Origin of the sequence: Acinetobacter sp. BIGb0102, from assembly GCF_003815055.1 — a bacterium.
Taxonomy (GTDB): Bacteria; Pseudomonadota; Gammaproteobacteria; order Pseudomonadales; family Moraxellaceae; genus Acinetobacter; species Acinetobacter vivianii.
Window position 1 is genome coordinate 308,059 of record NZ_RKQE01000013.1, and the last position, 18,766, is coordinate 326,824.

The 18,766-nt window shown below is 42.3% G+C and carries 21 protein-coding genes and 2 tRNA genes; 10 read left to right on the forward strand and 13 right to left on the reverse strand.

From position 1 onward, the window contains the following. Positions 1 to 139: 139 nt before the first annotated feature. A complete protein-coding gene (locus EC846_RS12745) occupies positions 140 to 973 on the forward strand; it encodes a DMT family transporter (protein ID WP_416332320.1) in 834 nt (277 codons plus the stop codon). 15 nt (positions 974 to 988) lie between these two features. On the opposite strand, the gene EC846_RS12750 is transcribed toward EC846_RS12745, so the two are convergent. The 5 genes from EC846_RS12750 to EC846_RS12770 all read right to left on the reverse strand — a co-directional run bounded on the left by EC846_RS12750 (position 989) and on the right by EC846_RS12770 (position 3,849). Beyond that, entirely contained in the window at positions 989 to 1,306 is a 318-nt protein-coding gene (locus tag EC846_RS12750; RefSeq protein ID WP_123775372.1) for an antibiotic biosynthesis monooxygenase family protein, read from the reverse strand. A 9-nt stretch (positions 1,307 to 1,315) separates the two neighbouring features. After that, the gene (locus EC846_RS12755; protein WP_123775373.1) at positions 1,316 to 1,711 is read right to left on the reverse strand and encodes a DUF4870 family protein; all 396 of its coding nucleotides are present in this window, start codon (positions 1,709 to 1,711) and stop codon (positions 1,316 to 1,318) included. 133 nt (positions 1,712 to 1,844) lie between these two features. Continuing rightward, positions 1,845 to 2,237, reverse strand: a complete 393-nt coding sequence (locus EC846_RS12760; RefSeq protein ID WP_123775374.1) for a DUF4870 family protein — start codon at positions 2,235 to 2,237, stop codon at positions 1,845 to 1,847. A gap of 34 nt (positions 2,238 to 2,271) precedes the next feature. Then, positions 2,272 to 2,889, reverse strand: coding sequence for a DUF1294 domain-containing protein (locus tag EC846_RS12765; protein ID WP_123775375.1), 618 nt, complete (start codon positions 2,887 to 2,889; stop codon positions 2,272 to 2,274). 9 nt (positions 2,890 to 2,898) lie between these two features. Next, on the reverse strand, positions 2,899 to 3,849 hold the full coding sequence (locus EC846_RS12770; protein ID WP_123775376.1) for a homoserine kinase: 951 nt from the start codon (positions 3,847 to 3,849) through the stop codon (positions 2,899 to 2,901). A gap of 101 nt (positions 3,850 to 3,950) precedes the next feature. Between EC846_RS12770 and hisF the strand changes: the two genes are divergently transcribed. Next, positions 3,951 to 4,709: an imidazole glycerol phosphate synthase subunit HisF gene (hisF, locus tag EC846_RS12775; RefSeq protein WP_004776152.1), complete on the forward strand. Its 759-nt coding sequence runs from the start codon at positions 3,951 to 3,953 to the stop codon at positions 4,707 to 4,709. A gap of 303 nt (positions 4,710 to 5,012) precedes the next feature. Here hisF and EC846_RS12780 read toward each other — a convergent pair whose 3' ends face one another. Then, positions 5,013 to 5,657 carry a sterol desaturase family protein gene (locus tag EC846_RS12780; protein WP_123775377.1) on the reverse strand — a complete coding sequence of 215 codons (645 nt, stop codon included), beginning with the start codon at positions 5,655 to 5,657 and terminating at the stop codon, positions 5,013 to 5,015. 115 nt (positions 5,658 to 5,772) lie between these two features. Here EC846_RS12780 and EC846_RS12785 point away from each other — a divergent pair, with 115 nt between their 5' ends. Next, positions 5,773 to 6,780 (forward strand): AraC family transcriptional regulator, encoded by a 1,008-nt coding sequence (locus EC846_RS12785; RefSeq protein WP_123775378.1) that lies wholly within the window; start codon positions 5,773 to 5,775, stop codon positions 6,778 to 6,780. A 176-nt stretch (positions 6,781 to 6,956) separates the two neighbouring features. Continuing rightward, entirely contained in the window at positions 6,957 to 7,646 is a 690-nt protein-coding gene (aqpZ, locus tag EC846_RS12790; RefSeq protein ID WP_123775379.1) for an aquaporin Z, read from the forward strand. A 47-nt stretch (positions 7,647 to 7,693) separates the two neighbouring features. On the opposite strand, the gene EC846_RS12795 is transcribed toward aqpZ, so the two are convergent. The 3 genes from EC846_RS12795 to EC846_RS12805 form a co-directional block, all read right to left on the reverse strand. Beyond that, positions 7,694 to 7,936, reverse strand: a complete 243-nt coding sequence (locus EC846_RS12795) for a hypothetical protein (protein WP_123775380.1) — start codon at positions 7,934 to 7,936, stop codon at positions 7,694 to 7,696. Between the two features lie 67 nt (positions 7,937 to 8,003). Next, positions 8,004 to 9,077, reverse strand: coding sequence for a DNA/RNA non-specific endonuclease (locus EC846_RS12800; protein ID WP_123775381.1), 1,074 nt, complete (start codon positions 9,075 to 9,077; stop codon positions 8,004 to 8,006). 159 nt (positions 9,078 to 9,236) lie between these two features. Then, entirely contained in the window at positions 9,237 to 11,117 is a 1,881-nt protein-coding gene (locus EC846_RS12805) for a potassium transporter Kup (protein ID WP_004776165.1), read from the reverse strand. A gap of 125 nt (positions 11,118 to 11,242) precedes the next feature. On the opposite strand from EC846_RS12805, the gene EC846_RS12810 reads away from it, so the two are divergent. The 4 genes from EC846_RS12810 to EC846_RS12825 all read left to right on the forward strand — a co-directional run bounded on the left by EC846_RS12810 (position 11,243) and on the right by EC846_RS12825 (position 12,981). Next, positions 11,243 to 11,332: transfer RNA gene (locus EC846_RS12810), tRNA-Ser, on the forward strand. Between the two features lie 139 nt (positions 11,333 to 11,471). Next, positions 11,472 to 12,329, forward strand: coding sequence for a GIY-YIG nuclease family protein (locus EC846_RS12815; protein ID WP_213071316.1), 858 nt, complete (start codon positions 11,472 to 11,474; stop codon positions 12,327 to 12,329). Between the two features lie 149 nt (positions 12,330 to 12,478). Beyond that, positions 12,479 to 12,805: a gamma-glutamylcyclotransferase family protein gene (locus EC846_RS12820; protein WP_123775382.1), complete on the forward strand. Its 327-nt coding sequence runs from the start codon at positions 12,479 to 12,481 to the stop codon at positions 12,803 to 12,805. A 100-nt stretch (positions 12,806 to 12,905) separates the two neighbouring features. After that, positions 12,906 to 12,981 (forward strand) — tRNA-Thr (locus tag EC846_RS12825). Positions 12,982 to 12,990: 9 nt separating this feature from the next. Here the strand turns inward: EC846_RS12825 and EC846_RS12830 are convergent. The 4 genes from EC846_RS12830 to EC846_RS12845 all read right to left on the reverse strand — a co-directional run bounded on the left by EC846_RS12830 (position 12,991) and on the right by EC846_RS12845 (position 16,854). After that, positions 12,991 to 13,413 carry a GFA family protein gene (locus EC846_RS12830; protein WP_123775383.1) on the reverse strand — a complete coding sequence of 141 codons (423 nt, stop codon included), beginning with the start codon at positions 13,411 to 13,413 and terminating at the stop codon, positions 12,991 to 12,993. Between the two features lie 13 nt (positions 13,414 to 13,426). After that, positions 13,427 to 14,254, reverse strand: a complete 828-nt coding sequence (locus EC846_RS12835; protein ID WP_123775384.1) for an SAM-dependent methyltransferase — start codon at positions 14,252 to 14,254, stop codon at positions 13,427 to 13,429. A 1-nt stretch (position 14,255) separates the two neighbouring features. Continuing rightward, positions 14,256 to 15,554: an FAD-dependent oxidoreductase gene (locus EC846_RS12840; RefSeq protein WP_123775385.1), complete on the reverse strand. Its 1,299-nt coding sequence runs from the start codon at positions 15,552 to 15,554 to the stop codon at positions 14,256 to 14,258. Between the two features lie 433 nt (positions 15,555 to 15,987). Then, positions 15,988 to 16,854 carry a pirin family protein gene (locus EC846_RS12845; protein WP_123775386.1) on the reverse strand — a complete coding sequence of 289 codons (867 nt, stop codon included), beginning with the start codon at positions 16,852 to 16,854 and terminating at the stop codon, positions 15,988 to 15,990. 286 nt (positions 16,855 to 17,140) lie between these two features. On the opposite strand from EC846_RS12845, the gene ycaC reads away from it, so the two are divergent. Both ycaC and EC846_RS12855 read left to right on the forward strand, forming a co-directional pair. Further along, the gene (ycaC, locus tag EC846_RS12850; RefSeq protein WP_004776184.1) at positions 17,141 to 17,767 is read left to right on the forward strand and encodes an isochorismate family cysteine hydrolase YcaC; all 627 of its coding nucleotides are present in this window, start codon (positions 17,141 to 17,143) and stop codon (positions 17,765 to 17,767) included. 71 nt (positions 17,768 to 17,838) lie between these two features. Then, complete coding sequence (locus tag EC846_RS12855; RefSeq protein WP_123775387.1) at positions 17,839 to 18,765, forward strand: LysR substrate-binding domain-containing protein; 927 nt, start codon at positions 17,839 to 17,841, stop codon at positions 18,763 to 18,765. The last annotated feature ends 1 nt before the right edge of the window (position 18,766 follow it).

Here is an 18,766-nt window from a genome sequence, read left to right on the forward strand (position 1 = left end):
TAAAACTTGCGCAATATATTGCACACATCGACCAACTAATGCAATATGTGCATTATATTGCACTTTTCTTAGGATCGTTGTTTTGGCCTCCTTATCCCAGTCTCCTAAAGCCGCACAATTTGCCCTGATTTTTATTACCATGGTTTGGGGTGGTACTTTTTTAGCCGTGCAGTACGCACTGAACTTTAGTACTCCGATGTTTTTTGTGGGTTGCCGTTTTGCAGTCGCCGCTTTGGCTATTTTCCTGATCTCAATAAAGTCAATGCGAGGTTTAACCTTTAAGGAAATACTGGCGGGTGCAGCCATCGGTCTGATGATTGCAATTGGTTATGGTACGCAAACCATTGGTCTACAAACCATCTTAAGTAGTGAATCGGCATTTTTAACGGCGTTATATGTGCCTTTGGTTCCTATCCTGATGTGGGCCATTTTTCAGAAACGACCTTCACTCATGACGTGGGTCGGTACAGCTTTGGCATTTACGGGTTTGGTCTTTTTAACAGGCAATGGTTTTTCCAGCATTGATTTAAATTACGGACAAATGCTGACGCTGTCCTGTGCCTTCGTGATTGCACTCGAGATTATCCTGATTGGTTATTTTGCAGGAAAGGTCAACCTGAGACGAGTTACCGTTGTGCAACTGATGGTCGCGTCTGTCTTGTCCTTTGCCAGTATGCCACTGGTCGGTGAATATGGCATTCCACCTTTTTCTTGGGGGCTGGTCATCATTGCCGTTGCATTGGGACTCGCCAGCGCTTTAATCCAGTTTGTCATGAACTGGGCACAACGCATGGTTGATCCTGCACGCGCTGCCATTATTTATGCAGGCGAACCCGTCTGGGCAGGTGTGATCGGACGCATTGCAGGAGAACGCTTACCTTTGCTCGCGTTATTCGGTGGTTTACTGGTGGTATTGGGGGTTCTGGTCAGCGAATTAAAATTTAAGTTCTTTGAAAAGAAAAAAGAGAGCTAATTCGCTCTCTTTCAATTAATTCTGCGGTTCTTTCTTTTTCAGCAGCATGCATGGCTGGTAATACTCAACCGTAGGCATCGGATCATAAAAGGGATGCAATAGTGCTTTCCACTCCTGATAGGCTGCCGACTTCCTGAATCCTTCAGTATGATGCTCAATACTGTCCCAAAAGATCATTAAAATATAACGACCATCGCCTGCGGCATGCTTCATCAGCTGTACTGCATTTAGCCCATCCATCGGATAAATAATCGATTTGGCCTGATGAAAAGCCGCTTCAAACGCGTCGCTCTGTTCAGCTTTAATATTCAAATAAACATGTTCAATAATCATAGGCCAACCTCAGTCATACATCGGTTTATTGTCATATAAACAAAATAAACCATGAAGGCTCCGATACACCGCCCACGCCCATGCTGCAAATAAAAATGCCAACCCAATAAAAAATACCGAAGATGCATGATCATCAGAAAATGGAATACCGAGTTCCTGATGAAACAGTGCCAGTGCAAATATAGCTAGGGTCAATAGATTCCACAGGCAGCACCACCAAAAGGTACGGATTTGCCAAGTAAAATGGCTATCGAGTAGCGTTTCTTTAACCTCTTTACGTTTGATATAGTTCAGCATTAAAGCAATGATGGCGAGTAAGCCGCCCGTGAAGCTTGAAATAAGATAAAAGATATATAAAACATACGTCAGACCGCGATATGCCTTTTGATCAATAACATGATCCATTAAAACCCTCTTTTAAATTTTTCTTCGTTTTTCAATTCAATCAAAGTGATAAAAATATAATTTACAACTTAATCATTTTTATAAAAAAGAAGGCTGATTAAAATCAACTCATCAACCTTCGGATGCTTATGACTTACTGATACATCGGCTTATTGTCATTTAAGGCAATCAAACCGCGAATCGCACGATAGACGATCCAGATCCATGCGCCAAAAATGACCGCAAAAGCAAATGTTGTTGCAGAAATAGCCACACCTGCAAAGGCCGTACCATTATCTCCCGTTAAAAATAGGAACGAGAACGGAATAAAGGCAATAATATTCCAGGCCAAATACCACCAGAAGGTACGGATTTGCCAAGTAAAGTGGCTTTCAAAAATCGAACCTTGTACATCACTACGTTTTACATAGTTAATAATCAAGGCAATAATCGCCAATAAACCACCAGAAAAAATCGCAATGATATAAAGCACATACAGCACTAAAGTCAAAGTACGATTTGGATCTTGATCAACGGAATAATTCATTTTTTATTTATCTCCAGCGTCAAACTCCCCTCAATTAGTAAAACACATTGAGCGGAGAAATTAACCAACATATCAACAATATATGGAAGACTATGGTACAGAAATAAATCTTACGAAACGGTTGTTTTTGTGTTTTATGTCTCAGTTTTTGCTGAGCAAGCCAACCTGCGCACCATCCACCCAAAGAATCCACAATATGCAAGGTCTGTTCGGGTATACGGCGGTTGCCCAATTGTGCCGCCTCTTTGTCTTGTGCATAAAGCCAATAACTCAAGACATTCATCAAACTGACAAATAACAAGGTATATGGCGGCAACAACTTGCTAAAGCTTGCGATCACCATAAAGACGATATAAATCACAATCGCAATTTGCATCGTTGACCAAGGTTTAGAGGCTGTTGGTTTTGCAGGTTTGGCTTTATGCTCAAACACTTGTGAGGCTTTTAAATACACCGCCTGCTGAGCGCGATAACGACCGCGCTCATCCAGAATCACCACATATTCCAGCGCACAACCAATAAGCGGACGCGGCCCCGTGCGAGCAAAGTCTTTAATATGAATAAAAACACGTTGTTTCTGTGGGTCATTGGGCTGAATAAAGCCATAGCCTTTATCATCAAACCATTCAACTAATCGACCTTGATCTCGCATGATACTTTCCTAAGCTGTGATTCGTTGTAGACGGTCTTGCAACATCATGCGCATTTCCAGCGGATTTTTTTGCAAAATATCATCGCCCGTACGTCCATGCTCGGCATTTTTCTGGGCAACCTGCAAACGCATACTCCAGAAACGACAAGCCGCCATCGCTAGAAAAATATTCAAACAAGCCAATTCATCCTCAGTCAGCGTCCGAACGGTCTGATAAGCATTCAAAAAGGCATCTGCCTTGGCTTGATCAAGATGGGCTTGCGGATAAGCGGTACAGAAGTCATTGATACTAATCGCAATATCAAACAACCATTCATCCTGATTCAATTCATAAAAATCAAGGATACCTTGCAACTGGTCGCCTTCAAATAAAGTATTGTCTCTGAATAAATCTGAATGAATAAAACCAGTAGGACAATCTGGATGCTGTTGCGTAATCTGGGCAAACTGCTGAAAAACCTGTGCCAATAAAGCCTGATCTTCCACATTCATTTGTGGTTTAAGCTGTGCTGCGACCTCTGACCAGTATTGATGATTACGATTAAAATCACGCTCCAGCGGAAAGCCCTGCAAGGCCAAATGCAATTTTGCCTGCGCCTGTGCAATCGCCTGAATTTGCACAATACTGGCATCTTCAGGATGCTCGCCCATCAAACGCGGTGCAATTTGTGCAGGCTTATCGGCAATGCTATGAATCGCCTGACCACTATGCTTTAACGGTACTGCCACTGGCACACCCGCTTGCCCCAAACAATCCAGCACAGGCACCAGTTCGCCTGCCCCTTCAGCATCTAACTCTTCAAAAACCGTCAAAACATATTGTTTCTGTGATTGATCCACCAAAAAGTAATTGGTGTTTTGAATACCGCCTTGGATTGGAATCAGGTCAATCACTGCTAAACCATAAGGTTCGGCAAAGGCTTGAACTTCTTCTAAACTCAACGGGGTATAAACCGACATGGAAAACCTGCAAAAAATAGCTGTGAAGTTTGATAGAATACCTGTTCCCTCCATGAAGGTGTAGCACCCCTTTCTTTATTGGCGATTTTTTGGAAAATTTTATGCTCGCAAAACGTATTATCCCTTGCTTAGATGTTGATAATGGTCGAGTCGTCAAAGGCGTTCAATTCCTTGATATTCGTGACGCAGGTGACCCTGTTGAAGTTGCCCGTCGTTACAACGAACAAGGCGCCGATGAAATTACCTTTTTAGATATTACTGCTACCCATCATGGACGCGACACCACATACCGTACAGTTGAACGAATGGCAGAAAGCGTTTTCGTTCCTTTAACTGTGGGTGGTGGTGTCCGTAAAGTTGAAGATATCCGTTTATTGCTCAATGCAGGTGCCGATAAAGTCAGTATTAACTCGGCAGCAGTATTTACCCCTGAGTTTGTACAAGAAGCATCGCAACGCTTTGGCGCACAATGTATTGTGGTGGCAATTGATGCGAAAAAAACTGGCGAAAATAAATGGGAAATTTTCACTCACGGCGGTCGTAAACCGACAGGCATCGATGCGATTGAATGGGCGGTAAAAATGGCAGACTTCGGTGCAGGCGAATTACTGATTACCAGTATGGATGCTGATGGAACCAAAGCAGGCTATGACATTGCGTTAATGCGCCAGATCAATGATCGTGTCAATATTCCAACCATCGCCTCAGGCGGCGTAGGGAATTTACAACATTTGGCTGACGGCATCTTAAAAGGCGGTGCGGACGCGGTACTTGCTGCCTCTATTTTCCACTTTGGTCAACATACCATTCCAGAAGCCAAACAGTTCCTTGCAGCACAAGGCATTGAGATGCGTCTCTGATTCATAATTGATAGAACAAATGAACCTCTCACTTGAGAGGTTTTTTATTGAGAACATTTTTACAGGCAAAAAAATACCTTGCTGAGCAAGGCAAGAAACTACGTTATACAACGCTAGAAGGTAACAGAAACATATCCATTTTGAGCAAAATACAGTCGAATATCATGCTTAAGCTAAATTAGCGATTAAATATGCAGAAATATTGACATTAAAAACCAGTTTTATTGACAATTCACGACAAAAGCCTTTTTCCTTCGTCATGCATTGCCGATAAAAAACATACTTTCTCTTTGATTCTCAACGCTAAGCGACCGCATCATTTTGTTCATCTGCTGCTTGCACTGCTGTGACCAGTTTTGGCTTGTGCTCCACCCACTTGGCAGGAAAGACTGATTCAATCGCTTGCGTGAGGGTTTTAGACAACGCTGCTGGTAATGGCAGACCTAATGGATTGGCTTCTTTTAAATCTGCTGAAGAAACTACACGGGTTCCCATCACATAATCAAACCACGGTCGAGTCACGCACCAGTTGGCATCCTGATTTGAGTTCATGTGATGATCATAGTGCCAAGGAATTGTTCGTTTGGCCCAATCAGGTTCCAAGTGGGCACGGCGATGGACATAGTAATAATTGCCTGCACTATAAAGCGCTGCCAGAGACATTCCCTTTGAAATGGGATAGAACGCAATACTCGCCACCCCAGCGACCACAGCCAATGACATGATTTCATTACGTGTCCGCCAGTGCTCCACGCCTTCTACATAACAATCATCTGAAAATTGTTGCTTACGCACTTCACGATGATGTGCCCAATGTGATTCCATGCTTTTTGGCACAGGGCTGTAACGTGGCTGACCAGGACGATGTACACCATGCAAAATGTATTTATGTGCAAACCATTCAAATGCATTGGCTACAGCCAAGCCTGCGATAAAACCCTTAATCATGGTTTTCTCCAAATGTTTCCTTATTTTTATTAAAGATATAAATTTTTGTAGGCGAAGTATTGACGATACGATATATTTATATTGACAAAACACGACAGAATAAGAGGCGCACAGGATGTCGCAACTCAAAAACTATACAGGCTCTGTTTTTGGTGGTTTGGGGCATTTATTAAAAGCCTATTGCGAAGCAGAAAATATTTTAATTCCTGAACAATTACAAAAAGTTCAAAATCTGGAACGTTTTGATTATGTGATCTGGCGCGACCTGCTGGAAGATCTAAACCGCCTACATCCCAAAGCGGGTCTAGGACTGGACATTGCGGCTTATGTGCAACCTAAACACTTGGGTATTATTGCCTATCTGGCCTTGTCCTGTGAAAATCTGGGCGAAGCTTTGGCGCGTTATCATGATTTCCATCGCCTGATTTATGATGGCAGCCCATTGCTGGTCGAGTTAGGACATCCCTATGGTTCGATTCGCTGGGAAGCACCTGAACCTCATCCAACCCAGTTGACCGATGAAATTGCCATTGCGCTGATGGTGCAATTTCTGAAACTGTTTATGTCTGGCGACAGCATTCATTTACATGAAGTACATTTCGTCAATCCAGCACCTAAAAATATCAGTATTTATGAACAGTATTTTCACTGCAAAGTCCGCTTTGAACAACCCAAAACCCAACTGTTATTACCAGTCAGCGAAGCATTTAAGCCACTGCGAACAGGTGATCACACCTTACAGCAATTGTTGTTGCAGCAAGCCCAGGCCTTGCTAGATAAACTGCCTAATTCGACTCAACTGGATCAACGGCTACAACATGCCATTTTGACAGGTCTACAAAAAAACCAATATCAAATCGATTTTATCGCCGAAAAACTTGGCCTTTCTGTGCGTCAATTACAGCGTCATTTACAACAACAACGCACCACTTTTCAGGAGCGGGTGCAGCAAGTACGTTTTATGCTGGCGACCGAATATTTAAAAGATCCTCATCTGAGTTTGCAAGAAATCGCACTGCTACTCTGTTATTCTGAACAAAGTGCTTTTCAGCGAGCTTTTAAGATTTGGACGGGGCAAACCCCGCAACAGTGGCGAAACAACAACATAACTTACAATTCGTAATAAAAATACTGACGAACTAACGGTTTCGCAACTGATCGATTTTTTTGCCCGTTTTATATAAGAGCCTATATACCTATGTGAATTAGTTCACAATTTTTTCACGCAGGTTAAACATATCCATAATAAATTTTGGATGCTTGCTTTTTTATTTTTTTATAACTGATGTGGTGATAACAATGAACAAATATTTAGCAGAATTTTTGGGAACCTTTTGGCTTGTTTTTGGTGGTTGTGGTAGTGCTGTGCTTGCAGCTGCATTTCCAGAACTTGGCATTGGCTTCTTAGGCGTTGCATTAGCGTTTGGTTTAACTGTTTTGACAGGTGCTTACGCTTTCGGTCATATTTCTGGTGGTCACTTTAACCCTGCTGTCAGTGTAGGTTTATGGGTCGGTGGACGTTTTGACTCTAAAGATTTAGTCCCTTATATCGTGTCTCAAGTGATTGGTGGTGCGCTTGCAGCATTCGTGCTGTACATCATCGTACAAGGTCAAGCAGGTTTTGCAGGTACAGGTGGCTTCGCAACCAACGGTTATGGCGAACTTTCTCCAAACCATTTCTCTGTCGCATCTGCATTCCTGATTGAAGTTGTTCTTACTGCGTTCTTCCTGATCGTGATTATGGGTGCAACAGATCGTCGTGCACCTGCTGGTTTTGCACCAATCGCGATTGGTTTGGCGCTTACTTTAATCCACTTGATCAGTATTCCTGTGACCAACACATCAGTTAACCCTGCTCGTAGTACAGCAGCTGCTTTATTTGCTGAAACTGCTGCACTTAGCCAACTCTGGTTGTTCTGGGTTGCGCCAATCATTGGTGCCATCATTGGTGCAGTGATCTATAAAGTGGTGGGCAGCGAGAAAAACTAAGCGCATCACACTGCATAAAAAAACAGCCCTTAGCGGCTGTTTTTTATTTATAAAAATGGATTCTCAATATCCTGTTCAGGCTGGCGCTCGATCTGTTCAGGCAGTTCCTGTTTCTCCAAGGCCGCCACCACCTCATTGATAAAGCCTTGTAATGCCTTTGCGGTTTTTAAACCAGCCTGATCTTTGGTGATTTGCAAATTGCCGTACAAGCTCACACAATCCACCTGATTTTCCAGCGTCAGGTCATAAATTGCTGAAGACTCATCTCCATTTTCAAAAGGCTTAAACATCTTTTCCCCTCATTATTGTTGTCTATAAAACAACATGGGCCAAGCACGATGACTTTGCAAGCGTTTCTTATCGCAACATTTGTAAGAAATACTGCACCAGTGCATTAATGAGCTGATTAATCATTACCTGTTTGGTTTCTTCATCAATTTGCGGGAATTTATTGCCCGTCGCCTCACTGGATTGTGAAGTAAATTGACGTTGTTGAGCCTGAATGGCATCGGTCTTGGCTTCTTCCGCACATTGACTTTGCCCGTCCCAATGCGAATAACTAATATCTTTATTTGGCTTCACTTGTTGTGCAGACAATGGAAGCTGATAGACATTACGCTTCTGCTGTTCGGTCAATTGCGGGAATAAATTAATCCCCAGTTTTTCTTCCAGATAGCAGACACTCACCACTTTGACCTGTAGCGAATTATTGTTCGGGGCATAATAAGCACCAATAATCCCCTGCTTTGGTAAATACACCGCTTTATACACGGCCGTCGGGACAATCACCCCTTTACCAATGGTTTTCAGACGCTTGCCTTCAAATACAGGGCCTGTCAGTACATAGGCATCTTTATGCTGTTTGGTCACCATCGAACGCACAGCTTCTTCTAATTTACGCCATACTTCCTGATTATTCTTGGGTGCTTGTGGTACCATATTGGCTAAGGAAAAACTGTCATATTGTGCTGCGGTATTATTCATATCCCCGTTCGGCGCCATATGCCCACGGTCATAACCTGAACCACGATAATCCGACAGCAAAGCACGATGAGCCAGCTGTACACGGGTTTCTTCGTGGAAATTGTCTTCACGTTTGATTTTGATGCTTAAACGTTCAGGCGTGAGGTATTCGGCTGACCATAACGGCGTTTTAGAAATTCCCGAATACATCACATTGAAATCATTAAAACACAAAGCATAACTGTCTTTTTTTAGACTGTCTTTGCTCAATAAAGGCGGGACATCTCGATAGAACTGTTTTAAACAGGCACCATTACTCGACTGAAACGGGATCAATTTAGAAATTTTTTCATTGCCAAACGCAATCGCAAAACTTCCCGTCGCGACCGCAGCCAGCATAATCTTTCCAACATTCTGGCTCAAAAAAGCAAATGGTGTTTTACCCTTTCTGGTTGGTTTCTTCGCCATAACTACATCAAAATCAATATGAACGCGAAGCTTAACAACTCAAAGCCGTGCTGTATATTGAGTTTCAGCCGAGAACGACATTTTATGTCGCAAATCTGTACACTTGCTCAACAGACAATAAAAAAGGCACTTTAGCGTGCCTTTTTTATCAATTTAAACTTAAATTTCGATCTGACTGCCCAGCTCCACCACACGGTTGGTCGGGATCTGATAGAAGTCACTCACTGGACTGGTATTACGCTGCATCGAGATAAACAGCTTTTCACGCCAAGGTGACATGCCGTCTCCCACGGTATGCACAATACGATCTCGTGAAATGAAGAAACTCATTTGCATCATATCGAATTCAAAATCTAGCTGTTTATAGGCCTGTTCCAGAGCAACTGGAATATTCGGCTGATCTTTAAAGCCATAATACACATAGATACGATAAAAATGCTCATCCAGCTTTTCTACTTTTAAGCGGTCGGCTTCAGCCACATACGGAATATCCTGCGTATACACCGTCACCATCACATTACGCTCATGCAGCACCTTGTTGTGCTTAATGTTATGTAACATCGCATGCGGCACAATATTTGGAGTACCCGTCAGAAAAATCGCTTCACCTGGCACATATTGTGTTTCCTTGCTCATGCCAATACTTTTAATAAATAATTCAATCGGTAAAGCATTGGTTTCCATGCGGTTGTAAACAATTTCACGACCCCGTTTCCAGGTCATTAGAATGGTATACACCACTACACCAATCAGGATTGGCACCCAGCCACCTGATAGAATTTTTAATGAGGTTGAACCCACAAAAATCAGGTCAATAATCAGGAAAGGACCTGCAAATAAAGCCACTTTCCACAGAGGCCAACGCCATACACCATAGGCCAGTGTCGAGATCAAAATGGTACCGCAGAGCATAGTCATAGTCACGGCGACACCATAGGCACTCGCCAACTCCGCACTGCTTTCAAACAGTAGAATCAGGATCACCACCGAAATAAATAGCACCCAGTTAATGAATGGCAAATAAATTTGCCCTTGCTCTACATCAGAGGTGTGGTGCACGGTGAGACGAGGTAAATAACGTAACTGCATCGCCTGATTGGCCATTGAGAATACGCCTGTAATCACCGCTTGAGAGGCTATCACCGCTGCGGCTGTTGCCAGTCCAATCATCGGGAATAACGCCCAGTCAGGTACCAGTAAATAAAACGGGTTTTCAATCGCTTTAGCATCACGTAACAGCAAAGCACCTTGTCCTGCATAATTCAGCAGTAAGCAAGGCAATACTACGATGAACCAAGCCAATTTAATCGGCATACGTCCAAAATGCCCCATATCCGCATAGAGCGCTTCACCACCGGTCATGGTCAGAATCACAGCCCCCATGGTAATAAAGGCAACTGTCGGCTGATCATATACAAAATGTAGGGCCCAATAAGGATTGACCATCATCAATACATATGGGGTCTGAATGATGCTCCACAGTCCAATGAGACCAATTGAAGCAAACCACAATAAGGTAATCGGCCCAAAGAATTTCCCCATGGTGGCGGTACCATGCCGTTGCACCAAAAACAAAGCGGTTAAAATACCGAGCGCAATCGGTACCAGCCAGCGATCTAAAGCAGGCGTGACCAGACTCAGGCCTTCAATCGCCGATAGTACCGAAATGGCTGGCGTGATGATCCCGTCACCAAAGAATAGTGATGCACCAATGAAGCCAAGTGCGATCAGAAAGATTTTATTCTTGTTACTGAATACGTTGGAACGCAGGTTCAACGCCAGCAAAGACATAATCCCGCCTTCGCCATTGTTGTCTGCACGCATGATCATCGACACATATTTAAAGCTGATGGTCAGGTTCATACACCAGAAGATCAGCGAAAGAATACCAAGAATCGATCCTTCACTGATATCAACATGTCCTGTGACAAAGCATTGCCGTATTGCATAGAGCGGACTGGTCCCAATGTCTCCAAATACCACCCCTAATGCTGCCAACGTCATCGCGGGCAATGCGGCTTTTTTTGCAGTACTTTGCATATTATGTCGTCTTCAAACTAGAACGTTATATGGCGCAATCTTATCACTAGCTAAAAAGTTTTTCTGCAAATCTGTTCGACTACAACTTGGCAGCCCGCATTTTTTTGGTTACTATCGCACACCTTGGTGAGGTGTCCGAGTGGCTGAAGGAGCACGCCTGGAAAGTGTGTATACGTTTGCGCGTATCGAGGGTTCGAATCCCTCTCTCACCGCCAGAATTTTTTTAATACTTTTAATCTGCTTGAACTACAAAAATAACTCTGTTAATAAAAATAAAACTTACTTAGATTTTTTAAATACAATTCATAATATTAAATTTTCTATCTGCAACTTATACAATGAATTTTAAGGATCATGAAAGTGGGAAGAAAGCTAATAATCTATATGCTTGATGGTACCCCTACTGGTGCTAAAACCATTGAAATAGGCAATTGGTCAGGCAAAGCCATTTACTCACCTAGAGCATCTTTAAAGGCTTTACTTTCTCGATCTGAATTTGATGTTCCTGGTGTTTATCTATTACGTAGCCAAAGTAAATCACACGATTTTGATGAAAGTATTTATATTGGTGAAGCTGAAGAATTAAGAGCTAGGCTAAAACAACATATCGCAGATCGAGATTTTGATTCTGTAATTTGCTTTTTAAGTAAAGATGAAATGTTAACTAAAGCGCATATTAAGTATCTTGAAGCCCGATTAATTACATTAGCCCATACAGCAAATAGTTCTTTTATTGATAACTCTAATCTACCGAAAGGTGCTCGGCTATCAGAAGCAGATATTTCCGATATGGAATATTTTATTGATCAGATCCATCTTATTCTTCCTACAGTTGGATTAAATACACTTGTGGAGGCCACTCCTCACATAAATATTCCAATACAGCCTATAGATAACCAAGTGACTTACTATATTAAGTCTAAATTAATAAAAGCTACAATGATAGAAACTGATGAAGGCTTTATCGTGAAAGCAGGCTCTCAAGCCAGCATAAAAACTTCTCATTCAATTGCTGAAGGTTGGCTCAGAATACGGAAAAAACTTCTTGAAGCAGAAATCTTAAAACAACATGGACAACACCTCATATTCATTGAGGATGCAAGTTTTACTTCACCAAGTGCAGCAGCATCCATTCCAGGGCCAATATCATGGATTAATGCATCTGGTGAAAGTTATAAACAAGTACAAGCAAACTTGCCTGTAATTGAATAATTTGAAAATTACATGAGTAACTTCAACATATACATGCGTATCAAAAGACAGCAACTCACTTAGAAAAAGCAGAATTCTTTTAGTCTCGCAGATATCCGTTCTCCCCCCATTTTTGCTAATCTATTTCTTTTACTTTTCTACCTTTCACTATGCTCAGTTTATTCGTTTACGGCACTTTAGGCCCAAACCGTCCCAATGCTCACATTATGGAAAATATTGGTGGCACATGGGCAGACGCACATGTATTTGGTACGCTCAAACAACAAGGCTGGGGTGCAGAACTAGGCTTTCCAGGCATTGTGCTCGATCAAAGTGACAACAAGGTATCTGGTTTTGTATTTTTCTCAGACAATCTAGAACAACACTGGCAAGCATTAGATGAGTTCGAAGGCGCTGGCTATCAACGTGTGCCTGTCAAAGCTTATTTAAGCACAGGCGAAATCGTTGATTCCTTTGTTTATGCGCTGAATAATTAACAGGAAACTGGCGAAAATTCGACGCGCTGATGAATTTTATCCGTTTGCTCATTTTTTCGCTTGTTTTTTTAAGCAGATTCTGTAGAATTCTCGCCACGTTGCCGGCATAGCTCAGTTGGTAGAGCAACTGACTTGTAATCAGTAGGTCCACAGTTCGAATCCGTGTGCCGGCACCATTTCTCTCTTTATTCTCTTTTCTTCCCCATCATTTTCTCAAAATGCGAAATATTCGGATTTAACAGATCCCATTCATTTGCATGACTCACAAAACATTCTGCTTGCGGTTGATATAGATTTGGATCATCCAGTGTTCCTGCACGTATTGAAATCATCTCAGGTACCAGATCTGGCAAACCAAACATTTGCGAACCACAGTTTGGACAAAATGCACGGCGGATCGGCTTACCGGACAATCCCAAAGACTCAAAATATTTGAGTTCACCTTCGATCTTCAATTCAGATTGATGAAAGAACGCAATCGGGGCATAGGCACTACCTGTGGCTTTCTGACAGTCACGACAATGACAATTAAAACGATAACGCGGCGCAACTTCCGCTTGATAGCTCACTGCGCCACAGAGGCATGAACCTTTATATTGATTTGGCATATTCTTATTCTTCTCACTTTTTTACTGCACTGACTTGAATATAACGCACCCATCCATCTTGGTAGAGTTTTCGGCACAACTTGGCAGTCATCTCGATTTTGAACTGGGCAAAATTAAAACTGTGCTTTTCAGCTTTTCGCGACGCAATATATTCAGCAAAACCATTCAATACAGGTTCAGAAAAATCCTGAATTTCAATCGTATCAAAACCATATTGTTTTAAAGTCTGTTCAAGCTGCTGCTGGCCCATTAACTGCTGCCAATTCACATCTGCACTTTTTAATAAGTAATGATATTTCTGTTTTTGTAGATAAGTGCAATTCTGCCAATTCTCTGACCACATCAGTGTGTGAAAAGCGATTCGGCCTTTTGAATTTAAAACTGGGGAAACTGAATTAAGAAATGAATTCAAATCGCTGTGGTAAGCCGCATCTATACACAGCACTGCATCAAATGAATTTAAAAATTGCAGGGCTTTTAAATTCAAAAAATTTTCACAATGAATTTGAATTTCAGGTAAGTATTCTTGAATGTGTTTGACACACCGAGGCTGAAGTTCAACCGCACTGAGCTGCTGAATTTGATAATGCTGGCGCCAGTGCAATAGACTGGCACCTTGTCCACAGCCAAGATCTAAAACACGATCTGTTGATTTGAGTTGTAGGGAAGCAGCGATCTGATCGGCCAGACTTTGGCAAGCCAGCGGATAGTCATGATGCTGTCCTTGCCAATATCCTAAATTGCTCCAAGCAAGCGCTGAGTCATCTCCGAGATGCTGTGCATTAATGGCATATTTATGCCCGATGACTTTTTCAATCAGTGCCTGCTTGAGGGAGGTCATATTAATAACCGAGTTCTGGCGCGACCTTCACTTTTGGTTTTAGCCCAACAAATGGTAATGGCGCACCCAAAATTTCAGAAATGTGCATCGCTGAGGTCACCGCCGATTCTAAAATTGGCAAACCATCACATGACCACGAACCACAATAAAAGACTTTACGATTCTGATCTAAATGACGTTGCTGAATTTGCTTGTTCAATGCAACCGTTTCTGAATCCACCACAGCACGGGTCAATTTCACCTTGGAAATAATTTTCTTCGGATCAATATCAATCACTGGGCACCAAGTCTGGAACACCGCATTTTTACCCACCAAGCTTGGCTCAATCGAGTTAATCCACACGGTAAACTGTTGACGGGTAAATTTACGATCCATCATATAGCTGAGTACAGCCCAGTCCTTGCGACGTTGCGGCATCACAATCGGATCGGTATGAATTACCAGATCACCTTCTTCAAAACGGAATTTTTTCAGTAAGGCAATATCTTCAGCAAACTGCGGCTGTTTCAGGAATCCTTCAATCGCTGGCGTTGGAGTAGCAATGACCACACGATCAAATAACTGATGCTCACCCTGATCATTTTCAACCAGTACTTTATCGCCCTGTTCTTCCACTTTCTTCACAGGAGAACCGCTATGGATTTCAATACAATCAATCAGGCGACTCACCAGCGCTGGAGTACCGCCTTTCATACGCAATAGGGCTTCGCCTTCGGTCAATTGACGAATAAATTCCAATAACGGTTTCGCAGGCCATTCACCAATGGTCTTTGGATGGCAGGTACAAATCGTATATAGCACAGGCATGACCGTACCATGCCAGAACACTTCCTCAATATGATATTGATTCATGAATTCGGCTAAAGTGATGTCCTGATTGTCTGATTTAAAGAATTGATGCACGGCAGTTTTAAGTTGCAACATGCCCTTAACCAGACGCCAGCCATATTGCTGAATGCCTTTGCGGTTATTAATAATCGGGAAATTACCAATCCGGCTACGTGAAGTCGTCAGCCAGGTATCTGTTCTATCTTCAAACAGCCAACTGCAAGCCATAAATGTGCGTACAGGGAAAGTTTCAATCCCTAAATAACTTGCTAGACTCAGCGTGTTTTGCCACAGCTTTGGATTCATGACACGCAAAGGCGCATCAATAATGCCACCATCAAAGTCAATACTATGACTATCCATGCCTCGACCTGCGAGGGCTTCGAATATCGTTACTTTATGTCCTGCATCATGTAGGATTCTGGCTGAGGCAAGTCCTGCCATTCCACTGCCGATAATTGCAATATCCAAAATTATGTCCCATCAGTTGATGATTTTTCTTGATTATGACTGATAGTTCGCCTAAACACGGTATTAAAAAATACCAGATTCAGCATTTCAGCCCGTGTTTTGTTGAATTTCATTGTTCATTTATTGTTACATTTTATCACAATTCTACTTTTTAACTTAACCCAATGAAAAGATTCAAAATATTACCTTTTAGGCCACAAAAATATACAGAACATTCTTTATTTTTTCATTTTCAGTGCTTTAGGGGCTTTGCAACGCTCAAATTTAGCGCTATTCTTTTTGTATAAGAACGAGAACAAAGTCACATAATAAGCTGAATAACTATAAGTGACAATAAATTAAAAAAATCAATAGAGGACCCTTACAACGAAGGCCGATCACGCTTCAAAGCGTGATCGGCCTTCTTATATAAGACATTGATTTAATTCAGCAATCAAGCTTTCATTTGACCAAATTTACCACTATTGAAATCACGAACGGCTTCTACGATCTCCGCTTGGCTATTCATGACAAAAGGTCCATACCCTTCAATCGGTTCATTCAGTGGCTGGCCAGTCAGAATCAGGAATTTACTGTCTTGTTCAGCCTTGAGACTGAAGTCAATTTCCTCTCGACTGAGTACCACCAAACTTGGCGCTTCAATGCTTTGACTACCATTTAAAGTCACCTGACCAGAGAGCAAAACCAGTAAGGTAGTATGCCCTTCAGTCACATAAAAGGTATGTTCCTGATCTTTCACCAGCGTACCATCCCAAACATTGACTGGGCTAAAGGTCGTCGCAGCCCCTTCAATATCCTGATATTGACCAGCGATCACACGCATTTCACTGCCTGCATCATCCAATGCAATGTGCTGAATTTGATCAGCTTCAATGGCCTGATACTTTGCGGGTGTCATTTTTGAATGTGCTGGCAAATTGACCCAAAGCTGTACCATTTCAAATAGGCCACCTTGATGTGCAAATTCAGGTGAATGAAATTCCTGATGCAGAATCCCGCCACCTGCGGTCATCCATTGCACATCTCCAGCTTTGATGGTTCCACCACCGCCGCTTGAGTCTTTATGAGTCACTTCACCTTGATAAGCGATAGTGACCGTTTCAAAACCACGATGTGGATGTGAATCTACACCATGCTTGGCCGTGGTTGGGTCAAAGCGATAAGGCGCAGCATAATCCAATAACAAAAATGGACTGAGGCTTTGGCCTAAACGGTCATATGAGAACAGGTTATACACTGGGAAACCATCACCGACCCAGTGCATGTGTTTGTTCTGATACACACCAAGAATTTTCTTCATTTGGTTTCTCCTATAGAGTAGAAGTTCTGCTGTTGGATACTATTTTACTCCTGCAACAGGGGGGCTTATAGCCTCAGAATGGCAACACATTATTCTATCTATAGGACAATTTAAAATTAAAAAGCTTCTTGAAAGCTAAATATAATCAATCATCCTATTTTTGATATTGTTTGTCTCATTTTTTGTGCTTCATCTGACTTAAAAATTTAACTAGCATAATTTCAAGCAGTACGGACATTCATATTCTTATCCGTCTTCTTCTTTACAACAACATGAGGATACAACCATGACTAAAGACTATATTCGCTTAGACAAAGACAATGCTGCGGTACTGTTAGTGGATCACCAAACAGGCCTACTTTCATTGGTTCGGGACATCGATCCAGATAAATTTAAAAATAATGTACTGGCGCTGGCAGATGCTGCAAAGTATTTTAATTTACCTACCATTTTAACCACCAGTTTTGAAAATGGTCCTAATGGCCCATTGGTGCCTGAACTCAAAGAGATGTTCCCAGATGCACCTTATATTGCTCGCCCAGGACAAATCAATGCATGGGACAATGAAGACTTTGTCAAAGCGATCAAAGCCACAGGTAAAAAACAGTTGATTATTGCAGGCGTCGTCACTGAGGTTTGTGTCGCCTTCCCTGCTCTTTCGGCCTTGGCTGAAGGCTTTGAGGTCTTTGTGATTACTGATGCTTCGGGAACATTCAACGCCCTCACCCGTGATGCGGCCTGGGACCGTATGTCGCAGGCAGGTGCGCAACTGATGACATGGTTTGGTATGGCCTGCGAACTACATCGCGACTGGCGTAATGATATTGAAGGTTTAGGTGCTTTGTTCTCTAATCATATTCCAGACTATCGTAATTTAATGAACAGCTACGCTCAGAATACAGCTCAAAAATAAAGCTTCACTACATCAGATTAGAATAGTTGATGCTATTCTAATCTTTTCATATTGATTGGAACGTACTGGCCTTGATCAACTCATTTGACGACTTTCATTATTTTTATCTGGTGGTCAAACATGGCGGCTTTAGTGCGGCCAGCGAAGCTGAAAATATCAGTAAGTCCAAGCTGAGCCGTCGTATCATTGAACTGGAAAATAAATTTAATGTCAGCCTGATCCAGCGAACGACGCGCCACTTTAAAGTGACCGAGCTGGGACAGGAATTTTATGAAGAATGTTGCAAAGTGATTGCACAAGTTGAATGTGCTGAAAATATCTTGCTCAAACAAAAAAATGAACCACAGGGACTGGTCAAGATCAGTTGCCCTCCATTGATGATGCATTTTCAAATCCGGAAATTACTGAATCAGTTTCTCAAAACCTACCCCAAAGTCGAGATTTCTTTAGAGCTGACCAGCCGTCGTGTTGATATTCTTCATGATGATATTGATATTGCGATTCGCACCAGTTTTGAACCCAATCAGGATTCTAGCCTCATCGTTCGTGATGTAATTCGCACTGAGCATTGTTTAGTGGCAGCGCCCGAGCTACTCCAAGGTCATACAATTGAGCATTACTCAGACTTACAATATTATCCGAGTGTAGCCTTAGGCATCCAGAAGCATCAATATTACTGGCACTTATGTCATGTTGACAGTGATGAAACGGTGGATGTGCCATATCAACCGCGGGTTAAAAGTAACGATCTGGCAGGTGTCTATTATGCGGTCAGTGATGGGCTTGGAATCGCGGATCTCCCCTATCTGACCGTACAAGCCGACATTGAAAAAGGCAAACTGATTCATTTACTGCCAGAATGGAAATCCAATCGTGGTACGGTTCAATTGGTCTACGCCTCGCGTAAGGGGCAACGTCTCGTGGTGGAAAAACTGATTGAAAGCTTAATGTCGGGTCTACGTGAATTGGCAAAAACTGACAGTGGGTATTCTTTATAGT

What these genes read in the sequence shown, in the direction of transcription:
- EC846_RS12745 (WP_416332320.1), top strand. Translation starts at nt 140, where the DNA reads ATGGTTTGGGGTGGTACTTTTTTAGCCGTGCAGTACGCACTGAACTTT.
- EC846_RS12750 (WP_123775372.1), bottom strand. Translation starts at nt 1,306, where the DNA reads ATGATTATTGAACATGTTTATTTGAATATTAAAGCTGAACAGAGCGAC.
- EC846_RS12755 (WP_123775373.1), bottom strand. Translation starts at nt 1,711, where the DNA reads ATGGATCATGTTATTGATCAAAAGGCATATCGCGGTCTGACGTATGTT.
- EC846_RS12760 (WP_123775374.1), bottom strand. Translation starts at nt 2,237, where the DNA reads ATGAATTATTCCGTTGATCAAGATCCAAATCGTACTTTGACTTTAGTG.
- EC846_RS12765 (WP_123775375.1), bottom strand. Translation starts at nt 2,889, where the DNA reads ATGCGAGATCAAGGTCGATTAGTTGAATGGTTTGATGATAAAGGCTAT.
- EC846_RS12770 (WP_123775376.1), bottom strand. Translation starts at nt 3,849, where the DNA reads ATGTCGGTTTATACCCCGTTGAGTTTAGAAGAAGTTCAAGCCTTTGCC.
- hisF (WP_004776152.1), top strand. Translation starts at nt 3,951, where the DNA reads ATGCTCGCAAAACGTATTATCCCTTGCTTAGATGTTGATAATGGTCGA.
- EC846_RS12780 (WP_123775377.1), bottom strand. Translation starts at nt 5,657, where the DNA reads ATGATTAAGGGTTTTATCGCAGGCTTGGCTGTAGCCAATGCATTTGAA.
- EC846_RS12785 (WP_123775378.1), top strand. Translation starts at nt 5,773, where the DNA reads ATGTCGCAACTCAAAAACTATACAGGCTCTGTTTTTGGTGGTTTGGGG.
- aqpZ (WP_123775379.1), top strand. Translation starts at nt 6,957, where the DNA reads ATGAACAAATATTTAGCAGAATTTTTGGGAACCTTTTGGCTTGTTTTT.
- EC846_RS12795 (WP_123775380.1), bottom strand. Translation starts at nt 7,936, where the DNA reads ATGTTTAAGCCTTTTGAAAATGGAGATGAGTCTTCAGCAATTTATGAC.
- EC846_RS12800 (WP_123775381.1), bottom strand. Translation starts at nt 9,077, where the DNA reads ATGGCGAAGAAACCAACCAGAAAGGGTAAAACACCATTTGCTTTTTTG.
- EC846_RS12805 (WP_004776165.1), bottom strand. Translation starts at nt 11,117, where the DNA reads ATGCAAAGTACTGCAAAAAAAGCCGCATTGCCCGCGATGACGTTGGCA.
- EC846_RS12815 (WP_213071316.1), top strand. Translation starts at nt 11,472, where the DNA reads ATGAAAGTGGGAAGAAAGCTAATAATCTATATGCTTGATGGTACCCCT.
- EC846_RS12820 (WP_123775382.1), top strand. Translation starts at nt 12,479, where the DNA reads ATGCTCAGTTTATTCGTTTACGGCACTTTAGGCCCAAACCGTCCCAAT.
- EC846_RS12830 (WP_123775383.1), bottom strand. Translation starts at nt 13,413, where the DNA reads ATGCCAAATCAATATAAAGGTTCATGCCTCTGTGGCGCAGTGAGCTAT.
- EC846_RS12835 (WP_123775384.1), bottom strand. Translation starts at nt 14,254, where the DNA reads ATGACCTCCCTCAAGCAGGCACTGATTGAAAAAGTCATCGGGCATAAA.
- EC846_RS12845 (WP_123775386.1), bottom strand. Translation starts at nt 16,854, where the DNA reads ATGAAGAAAATTCTTGGTGTGTATCAGAACAAACACATGCACTGGGTC.
- ycaC (WP_004776184.1), top strand. Translation starts at nt 17,141, where the DNA reads ATGACTAAAGACTATATTCGCTTAGACAAAGACAATGCTGCGGTACTG.